Origin of the sequence: Candidatus Enterococcus avicola (genome assembly GCF_047470845.1) — a bacterium.
In the GTDB taxonomy this organism is placed as follows: Bacteria; Bacillota; Bacilli; order Lactobacillales; family Enterococcaceae; genus Enterococcus_D; species Enterococcus_D casseliflavus.
Genome location: NZ_JBLGTY010000002.1, coordinates 126,066 through 138,301, shown reverse-complemented (window position 1 = coordinate 138,301; position 12,236 = coordinate 126,066). Strand labels below are relative to the sequence as shown.

Annotated in this window: 13 protein-coding genes and 1 other annotated feature; of the genes, 7 read left to right on the top strand and 6 right to left on the bottom strand. The window is 40.3% G+C overall.

Annotated elements, in window-relative coordinates:
- Positions 1–242 precede the first annotated feature (242 nt).
- The 3 genes from ACI3E5_RS02760 (at position 243) to ACI3E5_RS02750 (ending at position 2,777) form a co-directional block, all read left to right on the top strand.
- Positions 243–857, top strand: a complete 615-nt coding sequence (locus tag ACI3E5_RS02760) for a 50S ribosomal protein L25/general stress protein Ctc (protein WP_005227923.1) — start codon at positions 243–245, stop codon at positions 855–857.
- A 316-nt stretch (positions 858–1,173) separates the two neighbouring features.
- Positions 1,174–1,491, top strand: a complete 318-nt coding sequence (locus ACI3E5_RS02755) for a DUF960 domain-containing protein (RefSeq protein ID WP_005227922.1) — start codon at positions 1,174–1,176, stop codon at positions 1,489–1,491.
- Between the two features lie 248 nt (positions 1,492–1,739).
- Positions 1,740–2,777, top strand: a complete 1,038-nt coding sequence (locus ACI3E5_RS02750; protein ID WP_087628037.1) for a helix-turn-helix domain-containing protein — start codon at positions 1,740–1,742, stop codon at positions 2,775–2,777.
- A gap of 38 nt (positions 2,778–2,815) precedes the next feature.
- On the opposite strand, the gene ACI3E5_RS02745 is transcribed toward ACI3E5_RS02750, so the two are convergent.
- The 6 genes from ACI3E5_RS02745 to ACI3E5_RS02720 all read right to left on the bottom strand — a co-directional run bounded on the left by ACI3E5_RS02745 (position 2,816) and on the right by ACI3E5_RS02720 (position 7,718).
- On the bottom strand, positions 2,816–3,670 hold the full coding sequence (locus ACI3E5_RS02745; RefSeq protein WP_010749087.1) for a MetQ/NlpA family ABC transporter substrate-binding protein: 855 nt from the start codon (positions 3,668–3,670) through the stop codon (positions 2,816–2,818).
- Between the two features lie 44 nt (positions 3,671–3,714).
- A complete protein-coding gene (locus ACI3E5_RS02740; protein WP_005227919.1) occupies positions 3,715–4,401 on the bottom strand; it encodes a methionine ABC transporter permease in 687 nt (228 codons plus the stop codon).
- Positions 4,394–5,428, bottom strand: coding sequence for a methionine ABC transporter ATP-binding protein (locus tag ACI3E5_RS02735; RefSeq protein ID WP_005227918.1), 1,035 nt, complete (start codon positions 5,426–5,428; stop codon positions 4,394–4,396). Before ACI3E5_RS02735 ends, ACI3E5_RS02740 begins: the two co-directional genes overlap by 8 nt.
- 71 nt (positions 5,429–5,499) lie before the next feature.
- Positions 5,500–5,749 (bottom strand) — a binding site (T-box leader).
- Between the two features lie 77 nt (positions 5,750–5,826).
- Positions 5,827–6,165 carry a glycine cleavage system H family protein gene (locus ACI3E5_RS02730; protein ID WP_010749086.1) on the bottom strand — a complete coding sequence of 113 codons (339 nt, stop codon included), beginning with the start codon at positions 6,163–6,165 and terminating at the stop codon, positions 5,827–5,829.
- Positions 6,147–6,524, bottom strand: a complete 378-nt coding sequence (locus tag ACI3E5_RS02725; protein ID WP_010749085.1) for an arsenate reductase family protein — start codon at positions 6,522–6,524, stop codon at positions 6,147–6,149. The genes ACI3E5_RS02730 and ACI3E5_RS02725 overlap by 19 nt, the downstream gene beginning before the upstream one ends.
- Positions 6,525–6,533: 9 nt before the next feature.
- Positions 6,534–7,718: an FtsW/RodA/SpoVE family cell cycle protein gene (locus ACI3E5_RS02720; protein WP_498820754.1), complete on the bottom strand. Its 1,185-nt coding sequence runs from the start codon at positions 7,716–7,718 to the stop codon at positions 6,534–6,536.
- A gap of 453 nt (positions 7,719–8,171) precedes the next feature.
- Between ACI3E5_RS02720 and ACI3E5_RS02715 the strand changes: the two genes are divergently transcribed.
- The 4 genes from ACI3E5_RS02715 to ACI3E5_RS02700 are packed head-to-tail and all read left to right on the top strand — an operon-like array spanning position 8,172 to position 12,226.
- On the top strand, positions 8,172–10,115 hold the full coding sequence (locus tag ACI3E5_RS02715) for a BglG family transcription antiterminator (RefSeq protein ID WP_312779163.1): 1,944 nt from the start codon (positions 8,172–8,174) through the stop codon (positions 10,113–10,115).
- Between the two features lie 2 nt (positions 10,116–10,117).
- Positions 10,118–10,573, top strand: a complete 456-nt coding sequence (locus ACI3E5_RS02710) for a PTS sugar transporter subunit IIA (protein ID WP_142968510.1) — start codon at positions 10,118–10,120, stop codon at positions 10,571–10,573.
- Between the two features lie 15 nt (positions 10,574–10,588).
- Positions 10,589–11,926, top strand: coding sequence for a PTS galactitol transporter subunit IIC (locus tag ACI3E5_RS02705; protein ID WP_312779159.1), 1,338 nt, complete (start codon positions 10,589–10,591; stop codon positions 11,924–11,926).
- Positions 11,927–11,941: 15 nt separating this feature from the next.
- A complete protein-coding gene (locus ACI3E5_RS02700) occupies positions 11,942–12,226 on the top strand; it encodes a PTS sugar transporter subunit IIB (protein WP_015510443.1) in 285 nt (94 codons plus the stop codon).
- Positions 12,227–12,236 lie beyond the last annotated feature (10 nt).

Below are 12,236 nucleotides of genomic sequence, written 5' to 3'. Positions count from 1 at the left end.
ATTTCAAATGATTTGACTTTCTTTGTCTTTTTGCGTAAGGTTAAAGAGTAAAGTAAATATAGTTTCTCATACACAGCGTTATGACCTGGTGGAGAAAAGTTGAACCAAAACTTTCTGGGGCAGTTGTGTACACAACTGCCCTTTTGCGTGTTTTCACTCACGTACCACTTAATGTGCAGAGTTAACAAAATTTGCTTAAAAAATCTCGTTATTAACGAGAAAATTTTAGGAGGAATTGAGTTATGTCAGTATCATTAGAAGTTACGAAAAGAGAAGTTCGCCCACGTTCTTTACGGAACAAGTTGCGCCACGAAGGAAAAGTACCTGCAATTGTCAATGGGTACAAAGTAGAAAGCACACCGATTGCTGTCAATGCAGCAGAATTAGAAAAAATCTTGCGTGAAAATGGATTGAATACCGTAATCACGATCAGTTTAGAAGGCAAAAAAGTCAATACACTGATCAAAGAGTATCAATCAGATACCTTCACACGCAATTTAACCCACGTTGAATTCCTATCTGTCGATATGAATGAAGAAACAGAAGTAGAAGCAGAAGTAACCTTAATTGGCGAATCTGCTGGTGTCAAAGCTGGTGGTGTTCTAGCACAAAACTTGTATACAGTCGTTGTATCAGCAACACCAGACAAATTGCCTGAACGTGTTGAGATCGATGTAACGTCATTAGAGATCGGCGATTCATTAACAGTGGCTGATCTGCCTAAGAACGACGAGTACACGATCGTGACCGATCCAGAAGAACAAATCGTTGCGGTCACTGAACCACAAGAAATCTCTGAAGATGAAGAAGCTGGCGAAGCTGCTGAACCAGCAGTTATCGGTGAAGACGAAGAATAATCATAGAACATCGTTCTTAAGATCGCGTCTTCAATCAACAGACACTTCTAAGAAATGCAAGACTCTTGAAGGGCTTTTCCTTTAAGAGTCTTTTTCATTCTTACGAAGAGCTGATGAGCTGCAACTGACTATTTTCCACTGAAAGACGTCATGGGAAAGCTTGATCCAGCCAACCCATCAAATTTTTAAGAAAATAGTTAAAATGCGTCGCTGGCCAAAAAGAAAAGCAGAAGTAGTTGCATTTTTGACGGTTCTTCATTATGATAAATAGACAAATTTGATGTTATTGGCAAGCCTACTTGAAGGAGGGGTTTTTATGTTTGAAACATTTGATGATCACCGCAGCCGCTACGCTTCTGGCGGGATTGTTCAAACACTGCCTGGCGAACTGATCGATAGTATTTGGTTAATCATCGATCTCGATTTAAAAGGGTTTATTCCGTTGACAAATCTGCTCACCTTTGAAGTCCAAAACAATCACGGTCGTGTCACACTGCTTTTTTCTCAAGCACAAAGTCAAATCGAACTCGGCGTTGATCTTCCTTACCGTTATTCCGACCTCTATCCCCAAAAAGTCTATGTGTATGACGATGGGCAGCGGCAAACGATTTTATTACCTAGCGAGACTCGTTAACAGCGCTTCGTGTTTCTCTTTTTATAACGTTACTTACATAAAAAACCACCCTTTTTATTTTAAAAGGTGGTTTTTTTTGATTCCTTCCTCTCATTTAATTCTATAATATACAGGATTCGAGGAAGCAACCAATGAATCCCCCGTTTTTTATTACGTTTTATTGACTATTTTTTGAGTGTTAAAATAACGTGTGAAGTTCCCTTATAATAAGGACAGTTGCAAAATTCAGCTGAAAGAGGTGCCTAGTTTTGAAAAATATCCTTGAAAAAGATATTATGCAAATGCTGCGTCTGTCCACGATGCTCTTGAGCGAAAATCCCCTTCCTTTGAATAAAGCTGCTGCCGACCAAAATCTTTCCGTCAAAACGATCCGTCGGCTACTGTCCAGTTGTTTAAACGAGGACCCTTCCTTCCATTATGATGTGCAGCAAGGACACATTCGTGCCTTTCATGATTTGCAGCAGCCCCTAAACTTCTCCCATACAGAAATGCTTGCTGCATTGTTTAATAAAAGTACAAACTATCAGTTGCTCTTGTTACTGTTAAAAATGCCGACCATTTCCTTTTCAGACCTCCACAAGCGGTATTACCTGAGCCCCTCCAGTTTGCATCGGCGCTTTTTGTCCTTTTCCTTTTTTTTGGCACCTTATCATCTAAGGATCGACCGTCGCAGTTTTCCTTTGATTACTGGCAATGAACGGCAACTGCGCTATGTGATTTTTCGACTCACCCTCTTAGCAAGCCCGACGCTTTCTTCTAATCAAGCGTTTCAAGAACTGAAGCAGATTCATCAGTTGCGGGCAAACGCTTTTTATCCCAACACCCCCGCCACGTTTACTCAGCAAGTTTATCCAACATGTTTTGTGCCGCGTTTTTATTTAGTTGGTGAACGCAGCTATTTATTTTTGTGGCAACAGCTGCTAACACTGGAGCCTTTTTATGTGCCAACAGAAGAAGCCTTCCTTTTGCGACGAATCATCACGCCGATTTTGTCGGAGCATCCGCTCCAGCAGCCATTAGAAGTGCTTTTGTCGAAAATTTTCCAAGCCCATCTTTTGGGCGCCTTACTGGAAGGCAATTTATTTGTCTATCCGCCACTAAATCCTTGCCTATCTGAACGTTCCCAACGCTTGGTCCAGGCTTTTTTGACTCAGCTTCCCCATTACGAAAAACTCTTAAAAAAGCATCCCGAGTTGCCCTTACTCTATGAATGCATTTGGCAAGAGCTCTCTTTTTTCCAACCGATCATTGCCTTTTCGCAAAAAAAAGAGCGTCCGCTTAAGTAGCGACACGCTCTTTTGAGGTTCATTTAGTTGGCAGTGAATTATTTTGCGTCAGCATCAACGATTTTCACTGAACCTTGCCATTGTTCTTCCACAAAGTCTTTGATTTCGTCTGAATGCAGCACTTCGATCAATTTCTTGATTTTGTCGCTATCTTCGTCACCACTGCGGACAGCGATCACGTTGACATAAGGCGAATTATCCGCTTCTAATAAAACAGAATCATCCGCTGGGTTCAAATCGATCCCGAATGCGAAGTTCGCATTGATGGCAATTAGGTCTGCTTCGTCGTTTTGATAAGCAGTCGCCAAAAGAGATGGATCGACGTCATGTTTAAATTCTAAGTTTTTCGGATTTTCAGCAATATCATCAAAGGTTGCCGTTTCTGTATCAACGCCGTCTTTTAAAGTGATCAAGTCAGCATCTTGTAAGATCGTTAGGATACGACCCCAGTCAGATTCAGAAGTGGAAGTAAGAACCGTTGCACCATCTTCTAGTTCTGAAATATCAGAGATTCGTTTTGAGTAAAGACCCATTGGCTCGATATGGATCGCACCAGCATTGACAAAATCATAGCCATTGTCTGCGATTTGTTTGTTCAAGTAAGGAATGTGTTGGAAGTAATTGGCATCGATATCGCCATTTTCCAATGCTTTGTTTGGCAACACATAATCATCGAAGGTTTTGATTTCAAGATCAATGCCTTCTTCTGCTAGTAAAGGTTTGGCTTGTTCTAAAATTTCCGCATGAGGCGTAACTGATGCACCGATCACTAATTTTGTTGATTCTCCCTCAGCCGCAGATGAGTCAGAGCTTCCTGAATTTGAGCCTGTGCCACAAGCTGCTAAAGCGGCAGTTAACAATAAGGTTGTTGCAATACCAAAAATCTTTTTCATATCCATTTCCTCCCATATTTTCCACTTTTTGTTCTTCGTTTCATTTACCGTTTATCGGTGGCTTTCGCAAGGAAATCGCCGATTCCTTGGATAATGAAAACGATAATTAAAATAATCACTGTTGCAACAAGCGTAACAGTGTAATTTCCACGTTGAAATCCTTCTTGCCAAGCCAAAGCGCCTAGCCCGCCGGCACCGATCGCGCCTGCCATGGCAGTATAACCAATCATTGAAATCGTTGTGACTGTCAGTCCTGAAATCAATGCTGGAACACTTTCGGGAATCACGATCTTGTAGATGATCTCCCAGTAACTAGCACCCATCGCTTCCGCTGCTTCAATCACACCAGGATTGACTTCACGAAAAGCAATTTCCACCATCCGAGCATAAAACGGTGCCGCCGATAAAACTAATGCTGGGATCGCTGCTTTTGCCCCTAGGAATGAACCGACTAATAATGTTGTAAACGGAATGATCAAGACCATCAAAATCATGAATGGCGTTGAACGAAAGGCGTTACTGATGATGGAAACCACGTTATAGAAAATGTTGGCTCCCGCTGTTTGTTTACGCCCTAGTGAATAAAGCGCCAATCCTAGAAGCAAACCGATCACGACCACTAAAACCATGGAGAAGAAAGTCATAAACAAGGTGTCTAGGGTTGCTTGCTGCATATTAGCCCAGTCGACCTTTTCAAAATTAAAATAGGTTTCTACAAATGACTTATCCACGTTCAATCACCTCCACGCCTACTTGCTGCTCTTTGAAAAAGGCGATCGCTTTTTCGATCTCACTTGCTTCACCTGTCAATAAAACCGTCAAGCCGCCAAAGGATCCCTCATTGGTTTGTTGGATCTTTCCGTAAACGACATTGACATCGATCTGGAAGCGACGGATTGCTTGTGAAATCACTGGTTCATTGGCGTTGTCTTGTGTGAATGTTAAAGTCACTAAATGCCCTTGCGGATTTTCTCGTAAGAAGGCTTGCCGTAATTCTTCAGCATCTTCTTCTGGCTCCAAATCTTGCTGAACAAAACGTTTGGTCACTTCCTGCTGTGGGTTACGGAAAACCGATTGCACTGACCCTTCTTCCACGATCTGCCCATGCTCCATCACCGCGACCTTATTGCAGATTTTGCGAATGACGTTCATTTCATGGGTAATCAGGACGATCGTCAAATGCAATTTTTTATTGATGGAAAGCAAGAGATCCAACACTTCTTCTGTTGTTTGTGGATCTAACGCACTCGTTGCTTCATCACACAGCAAAATTTCTGGTTCATTCGCTAGTGCACGAGCAATCCCGACTCTTTGCTTTTGTCCGCCAGACAATTGTGCCGGATAGGCATTCTCCCGTCCTTCCAACCCAACTAATTTAATCAGCTCTTGCGCTCGTTGACGGCGTTTTGCTTTTTCAACGCCAGCCAACTCCAATGGCAATTCAATGTTTTCCGCCACCGTTCGAGACCATAAAAGATTAAAGTGCTGAAAAATCATGCCGATTTTTTTGCGGAAGTTTCTCAATTCTTTGTTTTTCAATGCCAAAATGTTTTGACCGTTAATGACTACATCTCCTGCTGTCGGCAATTCTAGGCCGTTCAACAAACGTACTAATGTACTTTTCCCAGCACCAGAGTAACCGACGATTCCGTAGATATCGCCTTTTTCCACTTGCAGTGAAACATCATTGACGGCGTGGACAGCCGTTTGCTTTTTGCCGAATGACTTTTTTACATGCGACAATTCGATTAATGCCATGTTATTCCCATCTTTCCTCTTTGGTTGGTTAAACACAAAAAAAGCTTTCATCCTCTGTACATTATACTGTTACAAAGGACGAAAGCACAACTTCCGCGTTACCACCTTGATTTACTGTCGATTCGCATCAACAGCCTCGCTCAGTACTTGAATTGCTTCGCATACTGCTGCACTGTAACGGGTGCCTCCCGTGATAGGCTTGTTTCCACTCACCTATCATGCTCAAAGACCATCTTCCATCCTCTCTCCGTTGCCCATTTGCACCAAACAGGGCTCTCTGTGTACGTTAAGAACATGTACTCTTCTTTTCAAAGCATTCATTTATTGAGCAAATTATAGCAACGTCTTATCCGACTGTCAATTCTTTTTGAAAAAATAGTCGTTTTTACAGCTTTGACTTACAAGGCTTCAAATTGACTTGGGTCAACCTCTTTGAAGCTGACCAGCCAAGCGTTCATTTCGTCTTCATCATTTAAGGTATCAATCGATTGATCGATTTTTTCATTTACGGAAGAAATCACGCCCGTCAATGGACTTGGAAATTCACTGACTGCTTTTTCCGCTTCCAGCTCAACAAGGGTCTCTCCTTGTTTTAAAGCAGTTCCTGCTTTTTGAATCGAAGCAAACGTGACCGCACCAAGTTCTTCTTGCGCTTCTTTTGTTAAACCGACACAATATTCTTTCCCGTTAAACAAAACCCACAAATTATCTTTTTTTCTTAAGCATTTCTTTTCCATGATTCTAGTAAGACTCCTTCATATTCATTTTCTTTAAATCCATTAATCAAAAAGCGGTCGCCGCTAACCAGCAGTGGGCGCTTGATCAACATACCATCGGTTGCCAGCACATCGGCTGCGTCTTGGGCAGTCATGGTCGGCACTTTTTCTTTTAATTGTAATTCACGGTATTTCATGCCGCTTGTGTTAAAGAAACGGGTTAACGGTGCTTCGCTTGATTGGATCCAAGCCAGCAATTGTTCCGGTTGAGGCGGTGTAGCTACCATATCGATCGCTTCAAAGGGAATCTCGTGCTCTTCTAACCAACGCTTCGCATTTCGGCATGTACTGCATTTTGGGTACCAATAAAATGTAATCATGTGAACTCCTTAAAGTGTTTTTGGTGCGGTCTCAGCTTGATAGCGCATCGATAAAATCAAACCGATCCCAATCATATTGCTTAATAGGGCAGATCCTCCTTGGCTGATAAACGGCAGTGGAATCCCCGTCAACGGTAAGAGACCGATGTTTGCGCCAATGTTTTCAAACACATGGAAGAGAATCATCATAATGATCCCAGTTGCCAAGTAGGCATAAAATTCATTGTTGGTATCGAAACATACGCGGATCATTCGATAGATTAAAATAAAATACAATAAAATGACAAACGCGCTGCCAATAAACCCAAAATTCTCACCGATCACCGAAAAAATCATATCGGATTCTCGGACTGGTACATACACATCGCTGACATTAAATCCTTTCCCGAACATCCCACCAGAGGCGATCGCCATCAGAGCATACGCCAATTGGAAGGATTGCCCTTGGGTATCATGAAAAGGATCTAGCCACGAATCGATACGGGCGAATTGGTATTCTTTAAAGATTCCTGTATTGTACAGAAACTCGCGACCAACATCGGTAGTCACTAAGAAAATCGTTCCACCGCCGAGAATCACAAATGCCGCAATCACTGGCACGATGATTCGCCATGAGATTCCTGACATCAAGAAGACCCCACCGAAAATCGCTAGAAAGACCAACATCGTACCAAAGTCATTTTGTAAGGTGATCAGGATCAGGACTGGGATCGTGACGGCCAACATTTTTGCAATCAGTGACCCATCTGTTTTCAGATCCCGTTCCCGATGCTTGACATTGTGCTGCGTGACGACCAACGCCAACATCATGATATAGGCGATCTTCATCAATTCTGAAGGCTGCAAGGTAAAAGGACCAAAACTAAACCAGTTTTTCGACCCTGTCGATGCTTCCATCGTCCGATCATAAAATTTCAGTAGCGCCAACATAACGGCTAACCCAGCTCCATAAATATAGGGCGTCAATTTCCAGAGCCATTTTGATTTGATCTGCATGATAACGATCACGGCAACAACGCCTAACACATACCATAAAGCTTGAAACCCTAACGTTCGCAGCATATTCGGGTTATTCGGATCGTGTGTCAGCGCCACATACAGGGACGCCAAACCAATCAGACATAATAAAAATACGGGTAGAATCACACCGTAGTCAATTCGATTATCGTTCGTTTTTATTCGTGAATTTTCCATGTCCACACTCTCTTCTGTAGAATCTTTATCCATTATAGTGATAATTGAGGAGAAAAGAAAGGATTGTCCATGAGCATTCACAAAAAATTTAGAAACTTTAATGATTTTCGGGAAAAGAGGGTTAAAAACAATCCAAAATTGTTTAGAATTACAACGAAATAATCGCTGAATTCGTCCATTCTTCTTATTAATCAAATACCTTATTCTATGTATTCTTCTTTATTTTTGATAAATCTTTGCTCTATGTAACAGAATAAAGCAACTTTAACTCCATGATAGATCCCCGCCTAGTTTTCGTTTCAAATAAATAGCAACAAATGACTACTTTTTACAAAATATAAATTGATATACGACAATCGTATTTACCACATTAATGTGGTAATGAAATGTTATTTACGCCACCATATAATTTCACTAGAATACAATTAAGGAAGCGCTTCCGGAGGTGAACCAATGATTTTAAGTAATCGAGAACAGCTACTGTTGCAATTGCTATTAGAACAAAAGGAGTTTCGCCCTGCCTCTTTTTTTCAAAAGCAGTTAAATGTATCCCAAAAAACGGTTTATAACAATTTAACGACTTTAGAAAAGAAACTAAAAGATTCGGGACTAGCTATCAAAAAAGTACCAAGAAAAGGAATCTTTTTATCTGGTTCTGAATCAGCGAAACAGAATGGTTATCGATTGTTAGCAAAAAAAGAGACTAAACTCGAACTATTTTCACCTAATTATCGTAAAATCTTTATTTTCGCTAACTATCTGTTTTCAGTAAAGCCAATGCACTATCAGGAATTCTCTGAATATTTTTATATTAGCAACCAGTCAATAAAGAAAGATGTTGATGAAATCGTTGCTTTCTGTCGATTCCATCACGTATCTACAAAAATGACTACTAGTGGACTCAAGCTAACCTCAGTTGAATCTGCTACTCAAAACGTATTCAAATCTTTTTTAGAGCAGTATACCGACGCCAAAGCCAGTGAAAATCTTTTGGTGAGCAATCTCTTTGACTCTAAGGTACTCGATTTAACGAAGAAATTTGTCTCAGATATGACTCAAACAATCGGTCATCCAGTCAATAATTATTCTATTGAATCCTTGAAGCTTTCATTGCGAATTTTTCTTTCAAGACTTCTTATAGATAAACACATTGAAAAACAAGAGCATCTAGTATTTGACGAACTTAGACGAATGAAATTCTATATGATCGCGGTCGATTTTTCTGAAATGATCCAACAGCAACTACCTGTTCAATTTAGTGATACAGATATTCAATATGTATGTTCCCTGTTATTAGCACACGGTATCGAACCATTTGGACAAATGGATGAGCCTCACGAATCTATTATCACAAATTGTACGAAACAAATTATTCAAAAAATGTCACATATGTTAAACGCAGATCTGACACAAGATAAATTATTACTGCAAACATTATTGGCTCATATCGTTCCCATGATCCATCGATCAAAGACAGGCATTTTATTGAAAAACCCACTGATAAAAAGTATCAAAAAACAATACTCAACAATGTATACATTGACCAAATATGCAATTGGAGATTTGGAGGAGCGATTTCAAATCTTATTAACAGAAGACGAAGTCTCTTTTCTGACGATCCATTTTCAGTTAGCCTTTGAAAAGATAAAAATTACTAACCATATACTAATTGTTTGCCAATCAGGTTTTGCTACATCGGAGTTGATTTTTAACCGTATCAAACAGACGATCGCTGCTGATACCGTATTGGAGATCATTCCTTTAAGTAAACTGGCCAGTACATCTCTTGAGACTGTTGATCTGATCATATCAACTATTCCATTGGACATTACAGCACCGCCAGTTATTTATATTTCGCCGCTTCCTACTACCGAAGAAATAGGAAGAATCTCAGCAAAGATATCTAATCTTAATGAGAATGAGAAAAATTTTTACTCAAAAAAATACCAGAAAACGACTTTATTACAAAAATATTTAGATCCTACTTTCCTTTTTGTCAAAAAAAAGTTTCGAACAAAAAAAGATGTACTGGATTTTTTAGCAGATGATTATCTGAAAAAAAAGCTTGTTACAACAAAATTTAAGCATTCTCTATTTGAACGAGAGGAACTAGGAAGCACTGGATTAAAGACGGGAGTAGCCATTCCACATGCTGATCCACATACAGTGAAAGAAACAAAACTTGCTTTTCTCACCCTCGATGCGCCAATTACTTGGGGAGACACAAAAATCCAACTAATTGTTTTGCTTGCGATTGCTGAAGAAAACATGATCGAGGCAAAAGAGTTGATCGCTTCGATTTACGGATTGTTTAACTCAGCCGAAGAAATTCAATGGATCGTTAATAGTCAAACGCAAGAAGAACTGTATCAAAGATTGTTAAGAGGAGGAAATTGATCATGTTTTTTGATCACCAAATCGTGTTACTTGAAAAAGATTCTAAAACAAAAGAGGAAGCTTTTCGACTATTAGCAGACGAACTCATCAAAACTCATTGTGTAAATGATCAGTTCTATCAAAATATCGTACAGCGAGAAGAAACCTTTCCTACAGGTTTAAAAATTAACGGCATTGGGGTAGCGATCCCACACACGGACAGCAAATTTGTTTTACGATCCCAAGTCGCTTTTATGTCACTTGCCTCTCCCCTTTCATTTATTGAAATGGGTTCACAAGAAAAGAAAATCGATGTATCCCTGTTGTTCATGCTTGCACTGAAGGAACCACATGAGCAATTGGGTATGCTGCAAAATCTTATCTCTATGTTTCAAACACCCGGGGTTTTGGAAGCCCTATCCTCAGTAACGACTAAAGAAGAGTATCTTTCGATTATTGAAAAAAATGGACTGCAATAAAAAGGAGGAACAATTATGTTAAATGCATTACAGTGGTTCGTTGATCTAGGTTCAATCGTTGTTTTGCCGATTTTAATTTTTATTTTTGGAATAATTTTGGGGACAAAACCTAGCAAAGCCTTTACTTCAGCTTTAACTGTTGGTGTTGGGTTTGTTGGATTGAATTTGGTGATTGACCTTCTAAGCAGCAGTTTGGGTCCCGCAGCACAGCATATGGTCGAACGTTTAGGATTAAATTTGACAACGATTGATGTCGGATGGCCTGCCGCAGCGGCAATTTCTTACGGGACGATTTTAGGAAGTCTTGCGATTCCGATTGGTGTGGTCCTAAATGTTCTACTCATCATTTTAGGGCTGACTAAAGTATTGAATGTAGATATTTGGAATATTTGGCACGCAGCCTTCATCTCTTCTCTGATTTATGCCCTCACTGGAGATTTTGCAATGGGGATCGCGGCGACCGTCATCTATTTGATGATGATTCTTTTAATGGGAGATATTTTAGGTCCGATCATTAATAAGTTCTACGGGTTTCCTAATATTACTTTTCCTCATGGTACCGCCGCACCAGGATTCATCTTTGCACTACCGATGAATTGGCTCTTTGATCATATTCCAGGACTAAAAGATTGGAAAGCAGATCCAGAAACCATTCAGAAAAAATTTGGTGTCTTTGGCGACTCTACTGTTATGGGCTTTTTGATTGGTCTCATCATGGGAATACTTGCCGGATATGACACAGCAGGGGTCGGCCAATTAGCCGTCCAAACAGGCGCTGTGATGGTTTTGATGCCCAAAATGGTGGCTTTACTGATGGAAGGTCTAACGCCTATTTCTGAATCTGCAAATGAATTCGTCAAAAAACGGTTTCCTGGAAGAGAGCTTTACATCGGTATGGATGCAGCATTATCGGTTGGTCATCCAGCTGTCCTATCTTCCTCATTGCTTTTAGTTCCGATCACTATTTTGTTAGCCGTAGTTCTACCAGGCAATACGACCTTGCCTTTTGGTGATTTAGCAACTATTCCCTTTCTGATTTGCTTGATGGCTGCTGTTTTTGGAGGAAACATTATTCGAACAGTAATTGCTGGAACGATTTATATGGTAAGCATTCTATATATTACTTCGTGGGCAGCACCGCTTGTCACTACTGCTGCTCGATCCGCAAACTTTGATCTACAAGGAAACTCTATGATCACTGCTATGGCTGAAGGTGGTTTATGGACCACATTCCTTTATGTCGGCTTAACCAAAATATTAAGCTGGGGCGGTTTAGCCATAATTGGCGTCTCTGTTTTGTTTGGATTGATTTATGTAAATAAAATTCGTCCCAAGAAACAAACATCGAAATAATAGGAGGAAATGATAATGAAAAAATTACTGATTATGTGTGGCACAGGTGTTGCAACTTCAACGATTGTAACAAATAAGGTAAAAGAATGGCTGAAAGAAAAAGGATTAACTGATCAAGTGAAACTGTATCAATCCAAAGTGGCAGATGAGATGAATAAAATTGATAACTATGACATCGTGGTGAGTACAACGGTTGTTCCAGACTCAATCAAAGATCGTGTAATTATGGGGCTACCGCTCTTAACAGGGATTGGTACAGAAGAGATGTACGCGGAAATCGAAAAGAAAATCAAAGAGTAAGGAGAATGCC